The organism is Leeuwenhoekiella sp. CH_XMU1409-2 (assembly GCF_037029365.1).
Taxonomy (GTDB): Bacteria; Bacteroidota; Bacteroidia; order Flavobacteriales; family Flavobacteriaceae; genus Leeuwenhoekiella; species Leeuwenhoekiella blandensis.
Genome location: NZ_JAYMEI010000013.1, coordinates 39,929 through 63,420, shown reverse-complemented (window position 1 = coordinate 63,420; position 23,492 = coordinate 39,929). Strand labels below are relative to the sequence as shown.

Sequence of the window (23,492 nt, the reverse complement as noted above, 5' to 3'; positions counted from 1 at the left end):
AAATCCAGACGTATGCATTTCAACCTGAATAACCTTTTTACCGATCAACTTCCGGCAGATCCTAATTTCGAAAACTCGAGAAGGCAGGTGATGCAGGGTTATTATTCCTTTGTTACTCCTAAAGAAACAGCAAAACCAGAATTAATACATATTTCTGATGAAATGCTTGAAGCCTTAGGAATTTCAAAAGAGGAAGCACATACTGAAGAATTTCTCAACGTGTTTACCGGAAATGCCGTTTGGCCTGAGACGCATCCTTATGCGATGCTGTATGGCGGACATCAGTTTGGGCATTGGGCCGGTCAGTTGGGAGATGGGCGTGCGATCAATCTCTTTGAGATCGATCATAACGACAAGCATTGGGCGGTGCAACTGAAAGGAGCAGGGGAGACCCCGTATTCCCGATCTGCTGATGGTCTGGCCGTTTTGCGCTCGAGCATTCGGGAATATTTGATGAGTGAAGCGATGCATCATTTGGGTATCCCGACTACACGTGCATTGTCTCTGGCTTTGACAGGAGATTCGGTTTTACGGGATGTGATGTATGACGGGAATCCCGCATATGAAAAAGGAGCAGTGGTGTGTCGTGTGGCGCCGTCGTTTCTTCGGTTTGGAAATTATCAGATTTTTACCGCACGCAATGACGTCGCAGGGTTACAAAAGCTCGTTGATTTTACAATTAAAAATTACTTTCCAGAGTTAGGCGCTCCTTCTAAAGAAACCTATTTGAAGTTCTTTGCTGAAGTTTCAGCGCGCACGCTCGAGATGATCATACACTGGCAGCGCGTGGGCTTTGTGCACGGTGTGATGAATACCGATAATATGTCGATTCTTGGCCTAACGATCGATTACGGACCTTATGGTTGGTTAGAAGGTTTTGATTGGGGCTGGACACCCAATACTACCGACAGGCAACACAAGCGATATCGCTATGGAAATCAACCCAATATTGGCTTATGGAATTTGTATCAATTGGCCAATGCGCTTTTCCCTCTGGTAGAGGATGCCGAAGGTTTTGAAGAAATTTTAGATCGGTACAAAGAAGATTATGCTCAGAAATCTTTTCAAATGATGGCTGACAAACTCGGGCTAGAAGCACCACAGGAAACCGATTTAAAGCTCATTGCAGACTTAGAAGACTGCCTCTTGGCAACAGAAACCGATATGACGATTTTCTTTAGGAAATTGGCAGCATTTAAAAAGGATGCTTCCGTTGATGGATGGAACTTGATTGAAGATGCTTTATATGATCTAGAAAATACTTCGGAAGCTGTTAAAACCCAATGGAAACAATGGTTTGAGGCTTATGCAGCGCGTTTGCAGCAAGATCAACAAAATGATGAGGCACGTAACAAGAGAATGAACGCGACCAACCCTAAATATGTGTTGCGTAACTATATGGCGCAGCTGGCGATCGATGCCGCTGAAAAGGGAGATTTTAGCTTGATCGACGAATTATATCAAGTATTAAAAAAACCATACGATAACCAACCGGAGTACGAAAAATGGTTTGCCAAGCGCCCGGAATGGGCACGGGATAAAGTAGGTTGCTCTATGCTTTCTTGTAGTTCGTGATCTTATGATTCAACTTTTAAATAAAATCCTTCCTGGATATTCCTATGGAATCTATCACGGCAAAAAATACGGTATTACGCGCAGCGATTTCAACAACGGAAAAAGTACAAAGATCTATGCGGAAGAACTCGCGGGTACCGATTTTGTGAGTCTCAATGTATACGTTACCAATACCGAAATCTTGCTAAAACCCTGTGAAATGCCAGAGGAAAAAGTACTTGATTTTCTCCAAAATGTCAGCATTATAAATGATGAATAAACGCTTTCATAAAATAGCCCTTGGCGGCGGTTGCCATTGGTGCACCGAAGCAGTCTTTCAAGCCTTGAACGGAGTTGAAAAAGTAGAGCAAGGCTATGTGGCTTCAGCAGTACCTTATGATGCGTTTTCAGAAGCAGTCATCGTTCATTTTGAACCTGAAATAATTCCGTTAGAGATGCTGATCGAGATTCATTTGCACACGCATAAAAGCACTTCAAATCATAGTTTTCGATCCAAATATCGTTCTGCAATCTACTTTTATTCCGAAGCACAAAAACGGGATGCCCAACGCATACGAGCACAGTTGCAAGAACACTTTGAGCAACCTCTAATTACTCAGGTTTTAGCTTTTAAACATTTTCAAGCTTCGAGGGAAAGTCTGCACGATTATTACAAAAGCGATCCGGAGAAGCCCTTTTGTAAAACCTATATTGTTCCAAAACTACAACTGCTGATGCAGCAATATGGTAAGCATCTTAAATAGGGCAGTTGCCGTATTGATAGTACACAATGTCTAATCTTACCTTGAGATCGTAAAAACTACGATCTATGAGAATACTTATACTAGTACTCGTCTTTAGCTCCTCGCTATGGGCACAGGGACCTTATGACATCACCAGGAATCAAAGTTATACCCAATTTACAGCCTTAAAAAAAGCAGGCAATCATAAGGAAGCTTTTAATGTTGGTTTTAAGTTGATCGATAGGTATTACACGAATACCGACCTCTATTTTGATGTGGGAATTAGTAGAGCAGCTTTGCCTCAAGAATCGCTTATTGGAGTAGAACTCATTCAGACGGCCTATGATATGGAACCGATTTATGATCGTCTGGCACAGTCGGCTATTGCGTATGCATTTTTTGCAAAAGATCTACTTCGTGCAAAACAGTTGTTTTGGGAATACAGTTATTTCCCACATCCACCGGAAGATTTCAAAAGATCTGTGACCTATTTGGAAGGTGCACTTGACTATTATAAAAAATCGTTCACTGCTTCCCAAGCGCAGCAGGCTCAAACTATGTTCGATGTTTATAAAACTGAGGCTTCTCAGAATATGTTGGTTTTTTGGGAAAAGTTTAATCCTATATACAGCGCTTCTTCAAAAGATATTATACAAAAAGGGCCAGAACATTATTTGAAGGTATTAGAACCGGTAAAACAGGAAATGAATGCCGGTAACTTTCCCGTAAGCTATTACAATGTAGCCTTAGAAACCCTTGCCATTCTTACATTTTGGAATAATTGGCAACAAGCTCATGTTTTAATTCCGGAGCTTAAACAACAATTTTTGAATCCACAAACTGCTCCGATGATGAAATTTAAACTCTATGATATCCTTTCAAAGATCAATGAGGTTAACAGAAATTATGAGGAGAATATTACACTTGCGGTCATCATGCGCAATGAGTTGCCCCAATTTACCTATTCCAATTCGACCTTAATGCTTGCATTAAACAATCAGCTGTTTTCTTTAGTCCAATTAGAGCGTTATAAAGAGGCGTTTACGCTGGCAAAAAGTGGCCAAAATTTTATAGACAAGGTGACAAATCCTGATGTAAAAATGAATGCCTACTACAATGTATCTCGCGCATTAGCCTATGGTGGAGACAGAGAGAAAGGACTTCAATATGCTGAAGCTGGTGTCAATTATATGAAACAAAACGGCTATACAGAACATCCTCAGTTTGGTAAAACACTGCCTAGCAATCTTCAGACATTGAAATTTTATATGGATAAATCATCAGCAATTGAAACCAATATAAATTCAACAGACATTATTGAGCTATATAATTATGGTTTGCAGTTGGGAATGAAGAAAGAATATGCTGAAGCAGTTCCTTTTTATGAAAAAGCTTTTAAACTTCAAAAGCCAAAGGTGGTCTCAGCAAAGGGAACACAACGTACAGCACAGCTTGATCTTTTTACTAAAATAGGCGGAAACTTGATCGCTTGCCTTTTTGAAAGTAATCAGAAGGAAAAAATCTTTGCTGTTATGGAGGAGTTAAAAGCAAACGGACTCCTCGCTACACAAAATCAAATGCCTCCATTAAGTCTTAGCGAAATACAGAGCGTTTTAGAGGCTGACGAAGCCTTGATCTATTATGTAGATGTGATGCGCGGTAATATCAATGAAGGCGTTTATATGGCTGCGGTGATTACGAAGAACGACATTAAGTATAGGTACATCAGTACCAATGGAGCATTAATGCGGGTTTATGTAGAGCGTAATGCAGAAATTGGAGCTATCGAGGAGGTTATGGCACGACGCGAACTTCGTCAACCGGAATATACCGTATACCGAAATCAGGATGAAGCAGGGTTCAATCAATACAAGAAGGGGGAGTTTGTTCTTCTGGCAGAACTCTATCGCAATTTCTTAAATCCTAACGAAGGCGGAGAAGTACGTGAAGAATATACTGATGCGGCCTATCGAGATTACATTGCCAATTCCTTTTATACCGATTTGTTCAGCCGAATAGAACCTTGGTTTAAAGACAAGAAGCGTATTTATATTGCGGCAGACGCAGTACTTCATTTTCTGCCTTTTGAAAGTTTTAAAAACGCTGAAGGGCGCTATCTCGTTGAAGATTATGAAATTGGCTATATTCCTGCCGGGAGTACGCTTGTCGCATTGCGCAAGCGGCCTAAAACCAATTATGAGAAGAATGTGCTAGCCTTTGGCGATGCCAAATATCAAAAGCGTGCAAATTCCGGGCGTCAACTAAAATCAGCGGCAGACATAAAACGTCTGGAACTCGATGTAGAAGCATCTTTACAGAAAAACGAACCTTTAGATTATGCGTTTGCAACCTTTTCTAGCGAAGCGATGAATTATCTGGAAGGAGCAAAAGCCGAAGTGCTTGCCATAAATGAATTGGTGCCAAAAACCGATTTGCGTCTGGATACTCAAATGACCGAAAACGAATTTAAAAAAATGAGTAGGGAAGGAGCATTACACCACTACCGAAGCATTCATTTATCAAGTCACGCAGTGACACATCCGTTTGTTTTTAACTTGAGTGGGATCGCATTTTCGGTGTATTCTTATCCAAAAGATGGTGAGGATGGAATGCTCACGGTAAAAGAAATGGCTCAACTAGATATCAAAACCGATTTTATGTTTCTTAGTGCTTGTCAAACCGGTTTAGGAAAGTTAGTTCCGGGAGATGGAGTTCAAGGACTCAATCAGGCTATGTTAATGGCCGGAGCAAATTCAACCTTAACCACACTTTGGTCTGTAAATGATTATGGTACCAGTATTTACACAAAAAGTCTGTATTACAAGATCTTTCAAGAAAATAAAGACTACCTCACCGCCAGCACCGAAGTTAAACGCGAATTCATTAACGGAGTCTATAATAAATATGCAGATCTGTCGAGTCCGCAATATTGGGCACCCTTCATCTACACGGGTAAGTAAACTACCTCAAGGAAGGCCCATGAGGCATTGATTGAAAACGAATTTTCAATTTCGAGGCAAGCCTCGGAGTATAAAACCCTTTAGCGGCGCCAATAAGGCAATTGCCGTATTGAACAGTGAGGACAGAGTTTCTAGTTTTAAAACGTAAAAACTAAAGAATCTCAACCTCGTTTACCGAGTAAAAAACCTCAATTATGAAAACATTTATTCTAAGCAGTTTATTTTTTCTATGTACAGTAAGCTTTGCACAAGAAGCTCCTTGTACCAAAGGCGATTGTCAAAATGGTTATGGCTTTTATTACAACAAAGCAACCGGCGATGTGTATCACGGTTTCTATCAAAATGGGTTGTATAACGGTGTGGGCTACAGCCAGAATAAAGCCAGTGATTATTATTATTCCAACTTTAAAGAAGGTAAACCGGACGGATTTACGGTGTATGATGAGGGAGAAGGACGAACCTCAGGCCTGTTTGATAAAGGAATTAAAATAGGAGATCACATCAGAGAGGTGCGCTCCCCACAAGGATTTTCAAGAGAATTGATCAGCTACGATAAGGGGCAGGTGTTTAGTCGTAAAACCTTTACACCACAGGATATTGCAGATGCTACGTGTATTTCTGGAGATTGCATAGACGATTACGGGATCTATTTTCAGAATAACACCATTATTTCAGGTAAGTTCGAAGGCGGAAGATTTACCTATGGTGAAATGATGCACATCGATACCAAAACTTCAGACTTTTTTATGCCACCGGTAGAGACCGAACAACAAACGCCATATTTCAAATTCAGTATCACAATGACCGACAATGGCGCAAACGAAGCGGCTTATATTTCGGTAGGTCCAAAAGCAAACGGGCAATACATTCTCGTAAATATGAAACAGAATAATTTTGTTGGAGCCTTGTTTAAAGACAATCAATTGGTGGAAAGGTATTAGTTGGTAAAAACTCAAGAATGCCGATTGGAAGGTTGAATGCTATTAAAATGTTCAACCTTTTTTTTGTGTTCAAACCTATGCTTCCTAACAAAACATTAACGACAACCTTAAGAAAACCTTGGTAGTACAAAACCTTAGTTCTTGTTAACTTTAATGAAAACCAACTAAAGTTAACTATGAGTTACACCGTAAAGATCAATGAAATTCACTTTATCAACCACGATGTTTTGTACATCGAGACCCAAAAACCCGAAGGCTATAGCTTTAAACCGGGTCAGGCTACAGAAGTAGCGATCAATAAAGGTAAATGGAAAGAGGAGAAGCGGCCTTTTACGTTTACCAACCTTCCTGAAGAAGAAGTTTTGCAATTCACCATTAAAACCTATCCCGAGCATAACGGGGTGACTGAAAAATTGGGAACGCTCCAAAATGGTGACGAGTTGATCATTGGAGATTCCTGGGGCGCGATTTCTTATAAAGGAACCGGAGTTTTTATTGCCGGGGGAGCCGGGATCACACCCTTTCTTGCAATCTTCAAACACTTAGAGCAAGAGGGGAAAGTAAACGGGAATAAATTGTTGTTTGCCAATAAAAAGGAAGAAGATATCATCTATGCACCTGAACTCGAAGCACTTTTAGAAGAGAATTTTATCAATATTCTTTCTGATGAAAAAGACACGAACTATGCTACAGGGTACATAGATAAAGCTTTTTTAAATAAACACATCAACACCACAACGCTTAAGAAATTCTACGTTTGCGGTCCGCCACCTATGATGGAATCTGTGATCAATGATTTAAAAAAAATGGGGATTACCGAAGAACGCATCATTCAAGAAGCTATGGAGTAATTTTACCTATATAAATTGCCACTGGGCAAGCCTTAGCCTACTAAAGGCTTTGGCACGCCAATAACCAAAAAAAATACAATTTGATGAAAGCGATTGGATTTAAACAATCATTACCTATTACAAAAGAAGACAGCTTTATAGCCTTTGAAACAGAGGTTCCAAAGCCTGAAGGGCGTGATCTGCTCGTAAAAGTTCAGGCCAATTCGGTGAATCCTGTGGATTATAAAATACGTCAGAATGCTGTAAAAGATCAGGTTTTAGATACGCCTAAGATCATTGGTTGGGATGCGGTAGGCATCGTAGAAGCAGTAGGAGCGGAGGTCGCTCTTTTCAACGTGGGAGATGCGGTATTCTATGCAGGTGATTTAACGCGAAGCGGAAGCAACGCCGAATATCAATTGGTTGACGAACGTATCGTGGGAAGAAAGCCTAAGAATCTGAGCATCGCAGAAGCCGCAGCGATTCCTTTGACGGGATTGACGGCCTATGAAACCCTATTTGACCGCTTTAAATACAATCCGGCTACAGACAAAGGTAAAAGTTTACTCATTTTGGCCGGTGCCGGAGGTGTAGGTTCTATAGCAATTCAATTAGCAAAAAAACTAACCGACCTTACCGTGATCGCGACAGCATCACGTGAAGAAACACAAGACTGGTGTAAACAAATGGGTGCCGATTATGTGGTTGATCATTACGAACTCAAAGACCAACTCGCAGCAGAAGGGTTTGAGCAGGTAGATTTTATTTTTGACTGTGTAGATCTTAAAAGCTACTGGGAAACTGCTGCCGAACTGATCAAACCCCAAGGGCATATCGTAAGCATTACAGGAAGCAGCGAACCCCTAAATTTGAATCTGCTCAAGAATAAGAGCGTTACCTTCTCTTGGGAATTGATGTACACCCGATCGATGCATCAAACTGAAGATATGCAACGACAACACGATATTTTAAATCATCTTGCGCAGCTCTTAGAAGATGGAACTTTACAGACCACGCTGACTACCACCTTTGAAGGCTTTAGCGTTGAGAACCTTAAAGAAGCACACAAGCTTCAGGAAAGCGGAAAAAGCATCGGCAAGAATGTGATCGTTTTCTAGATTACGTTAGAATGAATTATAAAAAAGCGCAGGAGACTCTCTTGCGCTTTTTCTATTTTGTGATGTGAAGTTACTCTGCTTCAGTCAAAGAATCTTCCAGCGCTAAAGCTTCATCTTCTGCATTATCGGCAGGAACCGATTCTTTTAAACGCATAAATTCCTCCAGACGTTCTGAGTTTTCTTCCTCCCCGGTAAAATACGGGAACACATCAACGATAGGAGACTCGGCAATAGACGGGATATTAAAATCGCCCATCGTGTCCTTCATCGCATGCATCGTATTCTCATAAGCCTCTTTGACATCATTGGCCTGAACAAGTAGATATTCATTGGTTTTGCGCTCTTTTCCACTTTCTTCATCAAAAGCGATCAAAGAAATTTTAGCTTTAAACCAACGGTCTGCATTTTCAAAAGGATGGATCTCTGCATAATTGGCCACTTTAATGTTGGTGATCAAGATGCCTTCGCCATCACTCAGGTATAATTGCATTTCTTCGGTAATGCGCTTTTCTGCTTCGGTATAAGAAACCGCATCTACCAGAAACGGTTCTGTTTTTAATTTTTTAGTTCCTGAAACTTCATCGAGTTTAGGATATTTCACTTTGCATTCGTACCAGATTACACTCATAAATCAAATTTTTGGACGCCAAAAATAATTGTTTAGCAAGGTCAGACCCTTCTAAAATCCAGATAGATATTCACAATCTGAATGGCTTACGCATACCGCACTAATCCCGAGAAGGTTACAGGTTTTATCGCATGTTGTAGTTTTTGATCCAAGAAAATTGAGGTTTCAAAAAGCTCACGACACCCACAATCTATTGATCAGGTTATGGAGCAAGCCACATCGTAAATACTAACTTTGCACAAATTCCTATAAGACGCTAAAAATGCTGGAAAAAAGAACGCAAGTACCCCAAAACTATGATCAGGATCCTGAAAAGTTCATCTATTGTTTAGAAGGGGTTGCAGATGTCGAGATCGACCAATTTACCGAAGTTCAAAAAAGTCTGGAAGAGTTGGCGCTTCAGTTTGGTGTGGCCAGTATTTATCAAACCTGCGATACGATTGAAGGTCTGGAGGAGAGCTTAAACACGCTGATTATGGACGATCATTATTTTAAGGAATATGAAATAATTTATCTCGTTATGACCGGCGAGGCCAACAGTATTTCTCTAAACGGATATAACTACGATCTTCAGGAGATCGCAGAACTTTTTGAAGGAAAATTGAGAGGTAAAATCGTTCACTTTTCTAATGCCAAAGTCTTGGATCTAGACGAGGAAAAAGCCCAATATTTCTTAGATATTACCAATGCAAAAGCAGTTTCGGGTTATGGCCACGCTTTTAACGGATTAAGCAGTGCCAACCTCGACAAAGTCTACTTCAACTTGTTTAACGAAGACGACGACCTCGTGAATGTCGTAGAGCTTCTGCACGAAAAACACTATAAAGCCTGTAAATACTTAGACTTTAGAATGTATTATTAGTAGAAAAGCATCGGCCTGTTTTTGTCATGCTGAACTCGTTTCAGCATCGCAACCAAGCTTTTCAAAAGGCTTATACAGCATCATTAATAATAGATGATTGAGTAATAGTTACTCCTTATGATGTTCATTCATTTTCTTTGCTTGAAATAATTCTACTAAAATCATTACATAGCACAACAGATGCATTCCTCTCCCTGCGGTCGTCGGATGCAGAAAAGAAAAGACCCTTTTTAATCTGTATTTCTTATTGTTTGAAGAGGTCAGATTGAATATGCTCATAGTAAGCAGAATTAAAATAATCATTAAATTAAAGCACATTTCTTAGGTATTTTTCGCCTTAGGGCGAAAACCGCAAGAAGACTCCTAAATTTTCTCCAAGGCTTCAAAAATTTTTAACGAAGCCTTCTCACTATACTGAAGAAAAAGAACAGGAAACTCTTCGGGTATGAATATTTAATACAGAAAACCGTAAACTGAAAACTAAAGACTGCTATTGCCAACTGTTACTGCTTACTGAATTAAAACCGGCCTACTTTTTACATCTGTAGCAAAACAAGTAAAACCTGCAGCGGTGGGTGCGGAGGATAGCCTAGCGCAGCCGTTTGCTATCCGCAGGATAAAGGATTTGCATAGTTTTCAAAGATGTAAAAATAAGCCTTGATTTTCCTGCCTGCCGGCAGGCAGGTTGGTTCTTTGGCATCAAGTCAAAAGAACAGAATACAAATAGAAGTTCAAGTTTAATTAAACTTTAGCAATGGCCTACCTTTTAGAACTGTAGTAAAACAAGCAACGCGCACTGCCAACTGTGACTGCCAACTGCTACTGCTAAAGCCAACTACAAACTAATCACTTCGTATTTCCTATTTTGTATCTCAATCCCTGTCATTTCTATTTATTCTCTTATCTAACATCTCAATTCTGGAATCTAAAGTCTCTTAGAACGTCAGCAGCGGCCTATCAGAAGATTCTTGTTAAATTTGCAGTGAGCGTAGCGTAGCAGGCGGTTCTGTTTGAGGCCTGCGGCCGAGTTAAGCGCATGCAGCGAAGTGAACATAAAATTTAGAGAAGCTTCTGTAAGCCTAGACTTTTTTGTTTCTTTTTTGGGCGATGCAAAAAAGAAAAGGAGTACAAATAGAAGTTCTAGTTTATTCAAAATCAGTACCTGCCTATCTTTTGATCTGAAATAAAACAAGCAACGCGCACTGCCAACTGCTACTGGTAACTGTGACTGGCGACTGCAAACTAATCCCTCCGTATCTCAATCCCTGCTTTTCTCTATGTTCTCTTATCTTTAATCTACTATCTAAAAGCTATCTTTACCCAAAACAACACTAATAATGGATCATAAACACTATATGCAAGAAGCCGTAACCGCGGCGCTTAAAGGAATGCAAAACAATGAGGGCGGACCTTTTGGCTGTGTGATCGTAAAAGACGGAAAGATCATAGGCAAAGGAAACAACAAAGTTACGTCGACCAATGATCCTACGGCGCACGCCGAAGTCACGGCCATACGCGATGCGTGTAAAAACTTAGGTTCGTTTCAATTAGAAGGCTGTACGATATATACCTCCTGCGAGCCTTGCCCTATGTGTTTAGGTGCGATCTACTGGGCACGGCCGGAAAAGGTTTATTACGGAAGCACCAAAACCGATGCAGCCCACATAGGCTTTGACGATGATTTTATTTACGAAGAATTGAAATTACCTTACGCCGACAGAAGCATTCCCTTTGAACAATTGGCTCCCGAAGTTGCGATCACACCGTTTCAGGAATGGGCAACAAAAGAAGATAAAACCGAATATTAGAAGATGAAAAAACGCTATTATTCCATTGTTAGTATCGGTATCCTCGCAGGATGCTTTTATGCTGCCGTGATGGCCGCATCTGACTATGTTGAAGATCAGGAATTCAGCCTTTGGAAATTTATATTTAATTTCTTGGTTTTTGGAGGTTTTATGACGTTGACAACGTGGTATACCTTAAAGAATGCCGATAAAAAACAGCATGAATAGGCTTATTAAAAAACCGTACAAACCGTTTTTACTGGCTATTTTGCCAGTGATGCTTTTGGGGTTTCTAAGCAGAGGAGCGGTGTTAGATATCAATATACACGACACCTACGTGATTATAAATTATTGGCATCTGGCGCTATTGATTTCCATACTCTTTGCGATCATCGGAATAAGCTATTGGGCGATGACAAAAGCAAACAAAAAACCAGCGACATGGCTAAGTGTGATACACTTGATACTGACTTTTGGTGGAATTTTAATGCTTTGGATTTTACCCTATTTTTATAGCCTAGATCCTTTAGCATATGCATTCAATAACAACTTAACTGCAGCCATAACTTTAAGCGCTTTGGTCATGTTGATTGGCCAGATATTATTTCCAATCAATATTGTCTACGGATTACTCAAAAAATAGAATTGGCAGATTGATTGAAAATGCTTTTATCTACGAAGAATTGAAATTACGCTATACCAACCGAAGTATTCCTTTTGAACAATGGGCTTCCGAGATTGCGACCACTCACATAGTAAGAATTTATTTATAGTGTTGATATTCAGTTGTATTTGTGTGGGGTAGCGGTTATCTTTAATCCTATTAACACCAATCACCAATGAAAATCTTCAGGAAAATTCGCCAAGACCTACTTGCCCAACGAAAAACCAGAAAATATTTAAAGTATGCTATCGGAGAAATAATCCTTGTGATTATTGGAATCTTGATTGCCCTTCAAATAAATAATCTTAATAACTACAACAGTGAAAGAGATCTAGAGCGGGAATATCTGTTGTCGCTTCGATCAGAATTTCAAACCAATTTTGAAAAGATCGAGAAGTCTATTGAAAATAACACAAGGAATTTCAGAGCCGTTGAAGAATTATTACAATTATTTGACCCTGAAATTTTAGCGGCAACCGGAGATCAGGAGTTATCAGAAAAAATGTATAATGTATTTGGCTATGGTATCGCTTATCAGCCAGCCACAGGCGTACTAGATGATATAATAGCCTCGGGAAAGTTAAACCTGATATTGAATAATCAATTAAGGCAGCACTTAGCAGCTTTTAAAAGTTCGTTAGCCTTTTTTGATATTCAAAAGAATTTTGCATTTTCAGACATGCAGAAGACACTAGACTTTCTACAAAAAAATGGTTCCATAAAACAGGTGATAACAGATACTGGAAAAGTTAGTCTGAATTACCAATCTATATCCGCGACTAAAGATAATAGAACGCTATTTGAGTCTTCTGAATTTGAAAATTACATGTTAGGCTATTATCTAACCATAAGGGCAGCAAATACTGACTTTTTTTTAGGAGGAGTAAGAAAAGAAATTGATACCATCTTAAAAGAAATAGATCAGGAGTTATAAACACCTTTAATCCTCAATGCCGTGAAAATATACGTGACAGTTACCTATCTTTAAAATTTAGAAGATACCTGATAGGTTTGAATAAAACCTCTTAGCGTAATCCTGGCCAGGCCAAATTATTAATTCTTAAATAAGTCTAAGGACAATAAATCTTTTGGCGGTATCCATAAATGACTTTAGAACAATTAAAATCAAATATAAAGTGGTGGGAATCCAAAAGATGGGTTTATAATATTCTTGTGGGCCTCTCGGGAGGCTTGGGTTTACACAAGATGTTGACTGCCACGACTTATGACTGGTCGTATTGCGATACTTTAGTGATTATCATTTGGGGGATTGGAGCTAATCTATTTTATTCTTTGGGTACTTTATTAGAGCTTTTTGACTGGTATTATTTGAATAATAGATTACATCTTCAACGCTTTAGAGAGCTTTTTTTGATTTTAGGCACTGCCTTCAGCTGCCTATACACTTATGGAAGTGTGCTAATTTATTTTATAAGTTCGGTATTTTAGTTATAAATGAATTTTTGCATCCAATAAGGAATGATTTCAATAAAGAGAACCTTAAGAATCATAAAGCAACTAAGCTGGACGCAAAGATTTGCTGCGCTTATATGTTTTCTTTTTCTGTTGAGCATCGCTCTAAACCTATTTACTGAAGGTTTTCGATTCAATTCAAGATTAAGATGGATTTATCAATACGGTCAGCTTATATCGATAGTTTTGTTCTACGGTACTTTTTTGGCTTCTTTGATCAATTCCCTTTTAATTTCTGGAGAGGGGGCAAACTGGAAAAAAAGCTTAGTTTGGACACTGATCAGTTCAGTGCCAATATTGTTCTTGACATTGTCATTTGTTGCTTGGTATTTTGAGGTGTAATCGGTTGTGATTATGCTGTGACTTTTCTAGTCATTAATATTGAATTAGTTTATCATATTTTTCGTTACCGCGCGATTGTATCGCGTGTACGAATATCATGATGTAACCAATACATTATCAATAATTTACCTCCTTTCTAAATCACAAGTTCTCAAAAGTCCTGGCATCCCCTTTGTTAAATTCCTAAAAACACACATAAGTGATTAAAATTCAATGGATTAAACTTGAATTTAGCCGGATTTGATTATACCTTAGTGTTTTAAAACTAAAGGTCATGGCAAAACCAACATCAAACCTCGGGGCATTTAAAGGTACCATTGACGGGATTACCTATTACACCCTTAATGGAAAATGGGTATGTAGAAAAGCGGCGCCGCCCAGTAAAGAACGCATCAATACCGACCCGCGCTACGAGGAGGTTCGTAAAAACAATAAAGAATTTGGTGGAGCTTCTTCCTACGCCAAGGCCATTCGTATGGGGCTGTTACCGTATGTACACGAATTTAAAGACTATAGCTTCAATAGCCGACTCACAAGCCGCTGTTTGGAATTGGTAAAAGCGGGTAGGGGAGTTAAGGGCGAGCGCAGCCTCAATGCATGTAATGCTCCGGAAACACTGGTGGGTTTAGAATTGAACGAACAAAACAAGTTAAGCGATAGACTGCGTTTTCAACCCAAACTAGATGCGGATGCCATCAGCGTATTAGTCGATTTTGCCGGCCTAAAAAAAGAGCATCTAGTTGCACCCGAGCACGCTACACATTTTGATTTGTTGTTGATTCGTTACAATCTTATGCCGTTCACTTATGATCAAAAGCGGCAGCAATACACTTCAGAATTAGATGCTGAAGCGCTCGAACTTGTGCGTATGCTCACACCGCCGATAGCCATTGACGACATTCCGCAACCTTTAGAATTTAACCTGCCGTTTTACAGCAGCGATCAATATACCTGGGCATACCTGGAGGATCCAAATCCTATGTTTTCGATGAAAACAGTGGCCAAAAAAACAGCACATACCGTATGGTTGGGCATTCGTTTTGGTCAGGAAAGCAATGACATCCTAGAAGTTTTTCCGGCACATAACGCAATGCAGTGCCTTGCGATCTACTAAGTGCTTCATAAAGCGGCTGTGCTATCAGTTACTCTCAAGAAAACCCTGAAATCCATAGAGGTTCACCCGTAGTTTACCCGAGGTTCACTCAAGCTTGATCCGTAGTTCACACGTATCAAAGCCCAGGTAAAGCGCATACAAAGCCAGGCAGAATACGTTGTAAAGTCCATGACACACCCTATAAACTATATTTTTAGTTTATAGGGTGTGTTGAAAATAGGCTATGTATTATATTAAACCTTGTTTATAATAGTTTTCTACTGGGCACGATCGGACAACGCAATTTTATGCAAATGAGCATACTGAACCTTGTTGGGCTATAAAACAGATATTTTCACACGGTAAACCTTTCCAAACAAGAATACATTTTCACAGATCATTGGTATTTGAAACATCTGAAATCCTAAGCTAAACTTTAGATTCAAAGCTTCAGAAAAAGTTCCGTCTAAATAAAAACGCCATCAGTATGGTTTTTATACAGCAACTCATCTTAAATTTTCAGTTTTAATACTGAATTGGTCGATCGCTGAGAATCGCGTATTTGAAAATTTCTGGGCCATTGTACAGAATAAACGATTTATAAGCTATTGGAAAAAATGGCATTTTAGCAGCAATTCGCATATTCGTCAATAATATTATTTGAATTATAATTTACATTATGTAAAATAGAATAATTCAATAGCTTTAATAGATTGTCCAACCCATTGTTATAGAATTTAACGTCACACGCTCCTTGTGTTATAATCCTCTTATAATTAGCGCTTTTACAAATAGAATGGTTTGCTGAATGAGGATTGTGTTTTATCTTAAAGAAAAAACGATGACACAACGTATTAAGATTTTCCTGATCACTTTTATAGCAGTAAGCCTGTTTGTATTCGGATTTTACTTTTTGGATACTCATAATGTATTGAACGCTTTACAACTTGGCGCCATTGGTGGTATTGTTGTTGGCACCATGGCTGCATTGTTAGTTCCTTTTGTGTTGAAAAAACGCTAAGGACAATACTATTCTTCTTCGTTAGCATCAGGATCAAAGGCCAGTACATTACCTTGATACCGTATGGCCGCACGCTGACTGCTATTCACAGCAATGCTTGCCGTTTCGTTCGGAAATAGATTAAGGATCACATTATAGGATTCGGTTTTATCACTAGCTACAAACTTGATTTGATAAAAACCGTTTTTGGTAGTTACCTCATAATTCTTCACTGGTGCCTTAAACTGGATCCCGGCATTATTTTGATTGTATCCTGCGCCCATAAAGCGTTCGCCATAGAACGGCAAATCTACATCAATACTGTCGTTGTAAATTCTTAAATGATTTGGGTTTCCTATCAAACTGATTCGGTTTCCCGTATTTCCGGGGCCTAGAATATTCGTATTGGCGACTGCCATAAATGCTTGTGTTGCCATGGGTGATGCCCATTGCGATTCAATTTCGTAGCTTCCTTCAGTGATCCATTGGTTCAAGGCTTCGTTGCTGTCCGCTGCTTGTCGGCTTCCGGAACATCCGGTTATCATCAAAGCCAGTATTAAAAATCCCAGATATTTCATAACTTCTATTTTACATAATGAGTGCAATAATCTTACCAGTATCAGTTCACATTGTTTACAAAGGCACGATACTTCAATAAAGCTACAAAAAATGCGCCGCCTATCGCGTTACCTAGCAAGGCCGTACTTTGCACCCATAAATACCGCCCTAAGCTTACATCGGTTCCCAACAAATACGCACCAAAGACTTCAATATTCCCTATAATACTGTGATGTAATCCTACAAATGCCATGGTCGCCGTGATCAAAAAGATAATGATAATGCGGCTTACGGTATCTTTTGACGAGGTCACCAACCAGGATAGTAATCCCATCATCCACCCTGCTAGAATGGCACTGACTAAGATAACCGGCAAACTAAAATGAGCCACGTGTTCTCCAATAGTCACGACGGTTTCAGCTTCAAAAATGCCCAATTCTGGACCGATCCAAAACAACACCAAACCGATGAGCCACCCTCCTATAAGATTACCCAGAATCACCAATCCCCAAATGCGCAACAAGCTCATCAAGCTGTGTTTACGATTGAGTACCGGCAGCGTAAGTAAAGAGGTCTGTTCTGTAAATAAAATAGACTGCCCAAGCACCACAAGAATAAATCCTAAAGGATACACCAAGGCGATCAACTTAAACAAAGTGTCTTCGCTAAAAGAATCTGAAAAATGAAAAAATACGCTACACAACATCATATAACTGAAGCCCAGCTCCAGTCCGGCAGTTAACGAACTTATTAGCACGCTGCTAGTACTAAGCGTATAGATCTTTTTTCCTTCACAGATTTGCTCTTTAAGAATTTCCCCATGACTTTTTGCCTGAGACTCTTCTGAAGTTTCAGACTTTTCCAGTTCCTGGTCAATGTTCTGTTGTTTTTTCTCTTCTTCGCTCATTAGTTGTTCCAAACAGCTACGGCTTCTGCACGTAGCAATTGTATTAAATTAAACTCTTGGTGTCGTTTTCCTGTATGCGAATTGTAAAAAAGTTGACTATATACATAGCCAGCTTCTTTAGCATCTGCGGCTGAAGCGCCATAATAAACCGCATCAAGGGCTGCCCAGCGGCTTGCTCCTAAACACATTAAACACGGCTCGCAACTGGTATATAAGATGCAACCTTTTAAACTTTTAGACCCCAGCGTTTTACAGGCTTCCTGTATCATGGCCAGTTCTGCATGTTGGGTACAATCGGTGTGTTCCCCTACTCGATTATGTCCTTCGGCGATAATGCTTCCGTCTTTGACGATCACGGCTCCAAATGCTCCTCCACCGGCAGCAGCTTTCCCGCGTCTCGCCCAGTCGATCGCACGTCTTAAAAACTCTTCGTGTTGTTGTAGTTCCATAATTGAAAAAGGACGAACACCAAAAATACTATGCGTACCCGAGCATTCGTCCCTAAATTTTGTTATAAAATGTATTTTTCAGTGGTTTATGCGGAAAGTTTTTCTTTAAAGTCATTGATGATTCCGCCTTTAAGCAATACGCGTATTTGGCGATCGCTTAACGAGTGCTTCGTGGGTATTGAAACTTCGCCGGTCTCTTTTTTAATAAGCACTTCAATAGTTGCTCTGTTTTCTACCAACTGACGTAAATTTTTAAATTTCACGGTATCTCCTTGCTCTATTTTTTCCAGATCATCAGGATTTTCAAACTCTAACGGCAGAATCCCGAAGTTCACCAGATTTTGCCATGCGATACGTGCATAGCTTTTGGCGATCACCGCCACCTGACCCAGATATTTAGGAGCTAAAGCGGCGTGTTCCCTACTACTCCCCTGGGCATAATTATCACCGGCAACCACGATATGACCTCCGGCTTTTTCTTTGGTTTCCATCGCGCGATCATAAAAAGTTTCATCGATCACCGTATAGCTGTATTTACTGATCTCCGGAAGGTTAGAGCGAAACGGAAGTACTTCTGCTCCTGCTTTTAGAATTTCGTCTGTTGAAATATTGTCCTGCATTTTCAATAAAACAGGTACTTCATAGTTACTTTTCAAGGCTTCAATTTCCGGAAGCGACTTGATATTAGGTCCTTTTTTGAGTTCCACCTGACTGCCATCTTCAGCCGGCGCTACCAACATATCTTCATTAATAATGTGCAATTCAGGATCTTCAAATTGTGGATATTCCATAGCATAAAGCGAGGCGATATCCCGGGGATCTGTGATTTTCCCGGTCAATGCCGAAGCTGCTGCAGTTTCCGGACTACACAAATGCACCTGATCATCTTTGGTTCCTGAGCGGTCAGGGAAATTACGCGGCATCGTACGTAAACTTATCGTACCACTGGCGGGCGCTTGTCCCATCCCAATACAACCCATACAACCACTTTGGTGAAAACGGGCGCCGGCCGTGATCAAATTGGCAAAGGCTTTGGTATCGATCATATTCTGAATGATCTGTCTACTGGTAGGATTGATATCGAAAGAAACATCAGGATTCACCGATTTTCCTTTTACAATGGCACCAGCGATCCAGAAATCACGCAATCCGGGGTTTGCAGAAGACCCGATCACCACTTGAGAAATCGATTTACCGGCTACTTCGCTTACAGGTACTACATTTCCCGGACTCGTAGGCAGCGCGATCAAAGGAACAAGCTTATCCAACTCGATATGTTCGTGCAAGTCATATTCACAACCGTCATCAGCCAGAAGTTCGGTCCAATCTTCCTCGCGTCCTTGAGATTTTAAAAAACGTTTGGTTTCCTGATCACTTGGGAATACGGTCGTGGTAGCACCTAATTCAGCTCCCATATTGGCGATCACGTGCCGATCCATCGCGCTTAATTGTTGTAAGCCTTCTCCATAATATTCAATGATTTTTCCCACACCTCCTTTTACATCGTGACGGCGCAGCATCTCAAGGATCACATCTTTGGCACTCACCCAATCGGGTAATTTACCGGTAAGTTTAACACCCATCACCTGAGGCATTTTTACAAAATACGGCTGGCCGGCTATGGCTGCCGCAACGTCTAAACCACCAGTACCTATGGCCAGCATTCCTAAAGAACCGGCAGCACAGCTGTGGCTGTCACTACCCACCAAAGTTTTTCCCGGTTTCCCGAAGCGTTCCATATGTACAGGGTGACTAACCCCATTTCCCGGGCGAGAAAACCAGAGCCCAAACTTCTGAGCGGCACTGTGTAAAAAGGCGTGATCGTCTGCGTTTTTAAAATCGGTTTGCAACAGGTTGTGGTCAACGTATTGTACCGCGACTTCGGTTTTGGCCTGATCCAGATTCATCGCTTCCAATTCTAATTGTACCAGCGTTCCGGTTGCATCTTGAAGCAAGGCCTGATCGATCTTTAAACCGATTTCTTCTCCGGGTTGGAGTTTCCCTTCGATGAGATGGTCATTGATTAATTTTTGAGTAACGTTTAAAGCTTTCATTGCAGTTTTTTTGGTTTTTTAAAAGTTAGACAGAATCAAAAAACACCACAATTATTTAACAGCAATTTAGAAACTAAGCGTCCTAAAGCCTTACTAACTATGCTAACTTTACACTTCAATTAGAAATGCTATCTTAGCACAAGTTCTTGCAAAATGCAGAACTTGTTTCTTATAGTAATCAATAATAGTTTATGCTCGTCTGGGGAATTTTTATCGCGTTTATCTTAGTTTGTTTAGCTCTTGATCTGGGCGTTTTTAATAAACACGACCACGTCATCAAAAGTAAAGAAGCTGGTATTTGGACCGCCGTTTGGTTCACGATTGCCATGGCCTTTAGCGGTGTGATCTATTGGTTATTTAGTGCAGAACTGGTAGAAAATCCTACCGGTATTTCTGCAAATACCGCAGTGCTCAAATACATTACAGGTTACTTGATCGAACTTTCGCTAAGCATCGATAATGTTTTTGTGATCGCAGTGATCTTTTCTTCTTTTAAAATTCCGCCAAAATACCAACACCGTGTGCTGTTCTGGGGAATTTTAGGAGCTATAATCTTCAGAGCTTTAATGATCGTCTTTGGAGTGGCGCTCATCAATAAATTTGAATGGATCATTTATGTGTTTGGTGGGTTCTTATTAGTTACCGCCTATCGTATGCTCAAGTCTAATGGCGAGGAAGATTATGATCCACAAGATTCTACGGTTTATAAAACGGTAAAAAAGATGTTCCCCGTGACTACAAAGATGGAAGGTCATGATTTTTTTATTATAGATCAGGGAAAACGGGCAGCCACTCCCCTTTTCCTGGCTTTAATAGTTATCGAACTTACCGATATCTTGTTTGCGCTAGACAGTATTCCTGCGATCCTGGCGATTACAGCCGATCCGTTTCTCGTATTTACCTCAAACATTCTGGCGATCTTAGGATTGCGTTCGATGTATTTCTTGATTTCGCGTATGCTTCAAAAATTCAAATACATTCATTACAGTCTCGTAGTGATATTAGCCTTTGTAGGTCTTAAAATGATCTTCTCTCATATAATCGAAGTGCCCGAGTGGTTATCGCTGGGTGTTATCGTAGTATCGCTGGTAGGCGGAATTCTGGCTTCGCTCTATATAAAAGGTGGTCAGGAACCCGAAGCTGAAACCGCAAAAGCAGAAGAACTTCCGTAAGTTTTAAGTTACATTAACGTATAGGTGTCAAAGAAAGCCTAAAATGTATTGAAGACATTGAGGCTTTACTTAACTTTAAGGTAATACTTAAAATACAGCTATATATGAACTATAATTTTGAATATCATGATGTTGCCGCTAGCGCAGCATTAGAGGACTTTACCAAAGAGCAGTTAGACAAACTGGTTAATAAATATGATTTTATCGTACGTGCAGATGTCTTCTTTAAGACTGAAAACACGTCTAGCGATGAAACCGGTAAAATCGCGGGAATTCGCCTAAGTGCTCCCGGACCAAGACTTTTTGCAGACCACAGTTCAAAGAGCTTTCACGAGTCTGTAAAAGAAGCTACGCGTGAATTGAATATTCAATTGAAGAAGCGCAAGGATAAAATGAAGTCTCACCACTAAGATTAAAAACTATGAAATCAATAGCAAGAGATGACAATCAGGTAACCTTAATTTACAGCAGTACCACCCGCACCGGTGAACGCACCTACGGGCATATTTCTGCAGTAAAGGATAAGGAATTACAAACTATAGATATTGCCAAAACGCCCTTAACCGGAACGCAATGGGCAGAGCTCGCTGAAGAATTAAATAAACCCCTCAAGAGTTTGTTGAGTTTTGAAGACATTAGCGACGATGATGAGTTAAAGACGGCAGATTATGACGAGAATGATTACATCAATATCATTAAAAACCGTCCGGAGCTGCTGGCACATCCTATTATCATTCATCAGGATGAAGTGAAGCAAGTAACCAATCCTACACAAGCACAAGAATTCTTAGGAGTTGACAGTGCCGGTCTTGACAAAAAGATGATGTATGATGAGCCTACGATAAGCAGTACCACCAAAAAGGAACACTTTATTGAGAAGCCTGAAAACGGCGAACACAATTAAGCAATAAGGTCTTGACCATAAAAAATCCCCGAAATAACATTTCGGGGATTTTTTTGTTGATTGAACCTGCTAAATGGTATAATACCTTGAGGTAGTTTATTGATGAAAAGTTGTTAATCCTGATCTACTTTAGCCAAGGGTTGTATGCTTGGTTTTATTTTCTCGTAGAGCTCAAATTGATATTCTGTAAGTACCTCGCTCATAGAGCCGCTTTCTTCCTTGCTCACGATATACAGCTGATCAAGCATCTTTTTGCCTTTATAATTCTTTTTGATCTCTTCACGCTTGATTAAGTAATCTGCAACATTCGATTTAAAAAGCAAATCCTGCTTAGGCGTAAGTCCCAACTTCTTGGTGTAGATCTTGGTTAAAGAATCGGCTTGTTTTTCAATATACTGAGGTTTTTCTTCAATATATTGAATCTGAGCCTGAGCGGTCAAGCCCAAGAATGCAAAAGAGAGTATTAGGATTAGTTTTTTCATCGGTGCTTATTTTGATTCAAAATTTCCGTTAAAGGCAAAATCGCTAATGCTCATTCGGCTGCGCTCTTGCTCTAATTCCTGTTCTTGCAACCCTTCTGGAAGGCTCTCAACTGCGCCACCATAGCGACCAAAGGCGACAGCCGTAGCAACTTCAAAATCTTCAGAAAACTCAAATTCCTGATGTGCCTTTTCCTGATCTAAACCGCCCATATGATGCGCCGCAATCCCATTATGGTTGGCTTGTATCACCACATTGCCCATAAACAAACCCAAATCGTGCATTGCGTGATAGTAAGGTTCATCATCTTTATTGGTCTTCTTAAATGCAGTAATGAATAAAGCTTGAGCGTTCTTTGCCCAATCCTGATTAAAAGGAATCAAGCAGCTTAAAATGCGGTCATAGACGGCATCTCCTTTGAGTCCGTAAATAATACGCCAAGGTTGCTGATTGTACGAACTAGACGCCCAGCGCCCTGCTTCAAGCAATTGCTTGACTTCAGATTCACTTAAAGGCACGTCATCAAATGCACGTGGACTCCAGCGTGATTTGATTTCGTCCATAATGTCAAACTCGGTAGGTGTAATTTTGGTAATTTTTTCCATAAAGTAATTTTCAAGGCTTACAGTATGCAAGCAATTTTTGATTGAAAATAAAACTTTACCGAAGTTTTTTACCCGGCTTTAACGAGTATTAACGTGCGCAAGATCTATTTTTAACGCGCTGCTAACTTTTGCTCGATGAGACTAATAGAAGCCGAAACGGTTTCCATTTTATCAAGCTCGTCGTCTTCTATGGTAATATCAAAAGCATCTTCTACATCAAGAACAATATCAACAAGATGTGTAGAATTGATGTTGAGATCAGTTACAAGATGGCTTTCTGGGGAGATCGCGTCAGGGTTAACATCTTCAGGTAAATACGGTTGAATGATCTCTTTTAATTGGGGATAAATATCCTGACTCATATATAA

26 protein-coding genes are annotated in these 23,492 nt (G+C 40.0%); 18 read left to right on the top strand and 8 right to left on the bottom strand.

Features of this window, described 5'->3' with window-relative positions:
* Positions 1–12: 12 nt before the first annotated feature.
* From WA338_RS13885 to WA338_RS13855, 7 genes are all read left to right on the top strand, one after another.
* The gene (locus WA338_RS13885; RefSeq protein ID WP_009780198.1) at positions 13–1,575 is read left to right on the top strand and encodes a protein adenylyltransferase SelO; all 1,563 of its coding nucleotides are present in this window, start codon (positions 13–15) and stop codon (positions 1,573–1,575) included.
* A 4-nt stretch (positions 1,576–1,579) separates the two neighbouring features.
* Entirely contained in the window at positions 1,580–1,834 is a 255-nt protein-coding gene (locus WA338_RS13880; protein WP_009780199.1) for a hypothetical protein, read from the top strand.
* A complete protein-coding gene (locus WA338_RS13875) occupies positions 1,827–2,318 on the top strand; it encodes a peptide-methionine (S)-S-oxide reductase (RefSeq protein WP_009780200.1) in 492 nt (163 codons plus the stop codon). Before WA338_RS13880 ends, WA338_RS13875 begins: the two co-directional genes overlap by 8 nt.
* Positions 2,319–2,383: 65 nt before the next feature.
* Positions 2,384–5,257 (top strand): CHAT domain-containing protein, encoded by a 2,874-nt coding sequence (locus tag WA338_RS13870; RefSeq protein ID WP_009780201.1) that lies wholly within the window; start codon positions 2,384–2,386, stop codon positions 5,255–5,257.
* Positions 5,258–5,451: 194 nt separating this feature from the next.
* Positions 5,452–6,198, top strand: coding sequence for a hypothetical protein (locus tag WA338_RS13865; RefSeq protein WP_336093803.1), 747 nt, complete (start codon positions 5,452–5,454; stop codon positions 6,196–6,198).
* 176 nt (positions 6,199–6,374) lie between these two features.
* A complete protein-coding gene (locus WA338_RS13860; RefSeq protein WP_009780203.1) occupies positions 6,375–7,049 on the top strand; it encodes a flavodoxin reductase in 675 nt (224 codons plus the stop codon).
* Positions 7,050–7,132: 83 nt separating this feature from the next.
* The gene (locus WA338_RS13855) at positions 7,133–8,146 is read left to right on the top strand and encodes a zinc-binding alcohol dehydrogenase family protein (protein ID WP_009780204.1); all 1,014 of its coding nucleotides are present in this window, start codon (positions 7,133–7,135) and stop codon (positions 8,144–8,146) included.
* Positions 8,147–8,216: 70 nt separating this feature from the next.
* Here WA338_RS13855 and WA338_RS13850 read toward each other — a convergent pair whose 3' ends face one another.
* Positions 8,217–8,774: a DUF4494 domain-containing protein gene (locus WA338_RS13850; RefSeq protein WP_009780205.1), complete on the bottom strand. Its 558-nt coding sequence runs from the start codon at positions 8,772–8,774 to the stop codon at positions 8,217–8,219.
* 262 nt (positions 8,775–9,036) lie between these two features.
* Between WA338_RS13850 and WA338_RS13845 the strand changes: the two genes are divergently transcribed.
* From WA338_RS13845 to WA338_RS13810, 8 genes are all read left to right on the top strand, one after another.
* Entirely contained in the window at positions 9,037–9,636 is a 600-nt protein-coding gene (locus tag WA338_RS13845; RefSeq protein WP_009780206.1) for a DUF6642 family protein, read from the top strand.
* 1,337 nt (positions 9,637–10,973) lie between these two features.
* On the top strand, positions 10,974–11,444 hold the full coding sequence (locus tag WA338_RS13840; protein ID WP_336093802.1) for a nucleoside deaminase: 471 nt from the start codon (positions 10,974–10,976) through the stop codon (positions 11,442–11,444).
* Between the two features lie 3 nt (positions 11,445–11,447).
* Complete coding sequence (locus WA338_RS13835; RefSeq protein WP_336093801.1) at positions 11,448–11,651, top strand: hypothetical protein; 204 nt, start codon at positions 11,448–11,450, stop codon at positions 11,649–11,651.
* Positions 11,644–12,066, top strand: a complete 423-nt coding sequence (locus WA338_RS13830) for a hypothetical protein (protein WP_336093800.1) — start codon at positions 11,644–11,646, stop codon at positions 12,064–12,066. The genes WA338_RS13835 and WA338_RS13830 overlap by 8 nt, the downstream gene beginning before the upstream one ends.
* 196 nt (positions 12,067–12,262) lie before the next feature.
* Positions 12,263–13,021, top strand: coding sequence for a DUF6090 family protein (locus tag WA338_RS13825; RefSeq protein ID WP_336093799.1), 759 nt, complete (start codon positions 12,263–12,265; stop codon positions 13,019–13,021).
* Between the two features lie 170 nt (positions 13,022–13,191).
* Positions 13,192–13,536, top strand: a complete 345-nt coding sequence (locus tag WA338_RS13820; RefSeq protein WP_336093798.1) for a hypothetical protein — start codon at positions 13,192–13,194, stop codon at positions 13,534–13,536.
* Between the two features lie 640 nt (positions 13,537–14,176).
* Positions 14,177–15,016 (top strand): hypothetical protein, encoded by an 840-nt coding sequence (locus tag WA338_RS13815; RefSeq protein ID WP_336093797.1) that lies wholly within the window; start codon positions 14,177–14,179, stop codon positions 15,014–15,016.
* Between the two features lie 820 nt (positions 15,017–15,836).
* Positions 15,837–16,016: a hypothetical protein gene (locus WA338_RS13810; RefSeq protein ID WP_272986497.1), complete on the top strand. Its 180-nt coding sequence runs from the start codon at positions 15,837–15,839 to the stop codon at positions 16,014–16,016.
* Between the two features lie 8 nt (positions 16,017–16,024).
* On the opposite strand, the gene WA338_RS13805 is transcribed toward WA338_RS13810, so the two are convergent.
* The 4 genes from WA338_RS13805 to WA338_RS13790 form a co-directional block, all read right to left on the bottom strand.
* The gene (locus tag WA338_RS13805; RefSeq protein WP_272986495.1) at positions 16,025–16,573 is read right to left on the bottom strand and encodes a DUF4251 domain-containing protein; all 549 of its coding nucleotides are present in this window, start codon (positions 16,571–16,573) and stop codon (positions 16,025–16,027) included.
* Positions 16,574–16,614: 41 nt separating this feature from the next.
* Entirely contained in the window at positions 16,615–17,472 is an 858-nt protein-coding gene (locus WA338_RS13800; protein ID WP_336093795.1) for a formate/nitrite transporter family protein, read from the bottom strand.
* Positions 17,460–17,909, bottom strand: coding sequence for a nucleoside deaminase (locus WA338_RS13795; RefSeq protein ID WP_272986494.1), 450 nt, complete (start codon positions 17,907–17,909; stop codon positions 17,460–17,462). The genes WA338_RS13800 and WA338_RS13795 overlap by 13 nt, the downstream gene beginning before the upstream one ends.
* A gap of 86 nt (positions 17,910–17,995) precedes the next feature.
* Complete coding sequence (locus WA338_RS13790; RefSeq protein WP_272986493.1) at positions 17,996–19,963, bottom strand: aconitate hydratase; 1,968 nt, start codon at positions 19,961–19,963, stop codon at positions 17,996–17,998.
* 191 nt (positions 19,964–20,154) lie between these two features.
* Between WA338_RS13790 and WA338_RS13785 the strand changes: the two genes are divergently transcribed.
* From WA338_RS13785 to WA338_RS13775, 3 genes are all read left to right on the top strand, one after another.
* On the top strand, positions 20,155–21,135 hold the full coding sequence (locus tag WA338_RS13785) for a TerC family protein (RefSeq protein ID WP_272986491.1): 981 nt from the start codon (positions 20,155–20,157) through the stop codon (positions 21,133–21,135).
* Positions 21,136–21,239: 104 nt separating this feature from the next.
* Positions 21,240–21,545, top strand: a complete 306-nt coding sequence (gene hpf, locus WA338_RS13780) for a ribosome hibernation-promoting factor, HPF/YfiA family (RefSeq protein ID WP_040532695.1) — start codon at positions 21,240–21,242, stop codon at positions 21,543–21,545.
* Positions 21,546–21,556: 11 nt separating this feature from the next.
* Positions 21,557–22,039 (top strand): arsenate reductase family protein, encoded by a 483-nt coding sequence (locus WA338_RS13775; RefSeq protein WP_009780218.1) that lies wholly within the window; start codon positions 21,557–21,559, stop codon positions 22,037–22,039.
* Positions 22,040–22,152: 113 nt separating this feature from the next.
* Here WA338_RS13775 and WA338_RS13770 read toward each other — a convergent pair whose 3' ends face one another.
* The 3 genes from WA338_RS13770 to WA338_RS13760 form a co-directional block, all read right to left on the bottom strand.
* Positions 22,153–22,521 carry a hypothetical protein gene (locus WA338_RS13770; protein ID WP_272986490.1) on the bottom strand — a complete coding sequence of 123 codons (369 nt, stop codon included), beginning with the start codon at positions 22,519–22,521 and terminating at the stop codon, positions 22,153–22,155.
* Positions 22,522–22,527: 6 nt separating this feature from the next.
* Entirely contained in the window at positions 22,528–23,124 is a 597-nt protein-coding gene (locus WA338_RS13765; protein WP_272986488.1) for a nitroreductase family protein, read from the bottom strand.
* Positions 23,125–23,234: 110 nt separating this feature from the next.
* Positions 23,235–23,486, bottom strand: coding sequence for an acyl carrier protein (locus tag WA338_RS13760; RefSeq protein ID WP_009780221.1), 252 nt, complete (start codon positions 23,484–23,486; stop codon positions 23,235–23,237).
* Between the last annotated feature and the right edge of the window lie 6 nt (positions 23,487–23,492).

Bases quoted from the DNA above. Each gene is read 5' to 3' on its own strand.
- WA338_RS13885 (WP_009780198.1), top strand. From the start codon at position 13: ATGCATTTCAACCTGAATAACCTTTTTACCGATCAACTTCCGGCAGAT.
- WA338_RS13880 (WP_009780199.1), top strand. From the start codon at position 1,580: ATGATTCAACTTTTAAATAAAATCCTTCCTGGATATTCCTATGGAATC.
- WA338_RS13875 (WP_009780200.1), top strand. From the start codon at position 1,827: ATGAATAAACGCTTTCATAAAATAGCCCTTGGCGGCGGTTGCCATTGG.
- WA338_RS13870 (WP_009780201.1), top strand. From the start codon at position 2,384: ATGAGAATACTTATACTAGTACTCGTCTTTAGCTCCTCGCTATGGGCA.
- WA338_RS13865 (WP_336093803.1), top strand. From the start codon at position 5,452: ATGAAAACATTTATTCTAAGCAGTTTATTTTTTCTATGTACAGTAAGC.
- WA338_RS13860 (WP_009780203.1), top strand. From the start codon at position 6,375: ATGAGTTACACCGTAAAGATCAATGAAATTCACTTTATCAACCACGAT.
- WA338_RS13855 (WP_009780204.1), top strand. From the start codon at position 7,133: ATGAAAGCGATTGGATTTAAACAATCATTACCTATTACAAAAGAAGAC.
- WA338_RS13850 (WP_009780205.1), bottom strand. From the start codon at position 8,774: ATGAGTGTAATCTGGTACGAATGCAAAGTGAAATATCCTAAACTCGAT.
- WA338_RS13845 (WP_009780206.1), top strand. From the start codon at position 9,037: ATGCTGGAAAAAAGAACGCAAGTACCCCAAAACTATGATCAGGATCCT.
- WA338_RS13840 (WP_336093802.1), top strand. From the start codon at position 10,974: ATGGATCATAAACACTATATGCAAGAAGCCGTAACCGCGGCGCTTAAA.
- WA338_RS13835 (WP_336093801.1), top strand. From the start codon at position 11,448: ATGAAAAAACGCTATTATTCCATTGTTAGTATCGGTATCCTCGCAGGA.
- WA338_RS13830 (WP_336093800.1), top strand. From the start codon at position 11,644: ATGAATAGGCTTATTAAAAAACCGTACAAACCGTTTTTACTGGCTATT.
- WA338_RS13825 (WP_336093799.1), top strand. From the start codon at position 12,263: ATGAAAATCTTCAGGAAAATTCGCCAAGACCTACTTGCCCAACGAAAA.
- WA338_RS13820 (WP_336093798.1), top strand. From the start codon at position 13,192: ATGACTTTAGAACAATTAAAATCAAATATAAAGTGGTGGGAATCCAAA.
- WA338_RS13815 (WP_336093797.1), top strand. From the start codon at position 14,177: ATGGCAAAACCAACATCAAACCTCGGGGCATTTAAAGGTACCATTGAC.
- WA338_RS13810 (WP_272986497.1), top strand. From the start codon at position 15,837: ATGACACAACGTATTAAGATTTTCCTGATCACTTTTATAGCAGTAAGC.
- WA338_RS13805 (WP_272986495.1), bottom strand. From the start codon at position 16,573: ATGAAATATCTGGGATTTTTAATACTGGCTTTGATGATAACCGGATGT.
- WA338_RS13795 (WP_272986494.1), bottom strand. From the start codon at position 17,909: ATGGAACTACAACAACACGAAGAGTTTTTAAGACGTGCGATCGACTGG.
- WA338_RS13790 (WP_272986493.1), bottom strand. From the start codon at position 19,963: ATGAAAGCTTTAAACGTTACTCAAAAATTAATCAATGACCATCTCATC.
- WA338_RS13785 (WP_272986491.1), top strand. From the start codon at position 20,155: ATGCTCGTCTGGGGAATTTTTATCGCGTTTATCTTAGTTTGTTTAGCT.
- hpf (WP_040532695.1), top strand. From the start codon at position 21,240: ATGAACTATAATTTTGAATATCATGATGTTGCCGCTAGCGCAGCATTA.
- WA338_RS13775 (WP_009780218.1), top strand. From the start codon at position 21,557: ATGAAATCAATAGCAAGAGATGACAATCAGGTAACCTTAATTTACAGC.
- WA338_RS13770 (WP_272986490.1), bottom strand. From the start codon at position 22,521: ATGAAAAAACTAATCCTAATACTCTCTTTTGCATTCTTGGGCTTGACC.
- WA338_RS13765 (WP_272986488.1), bottom strand. From the start codon at position 23,124: ATGGAAAAAATTACCAAAATTACACCTACCGAGTTTGACATTATGGAC.
- WA338_RS13760 (WP_009780221.1), bottom strand. From the start codon at position 23,486: ATGAGTCAGGATATTTATCCCCAATTAAAAGAGATCATTCAACCGTAT.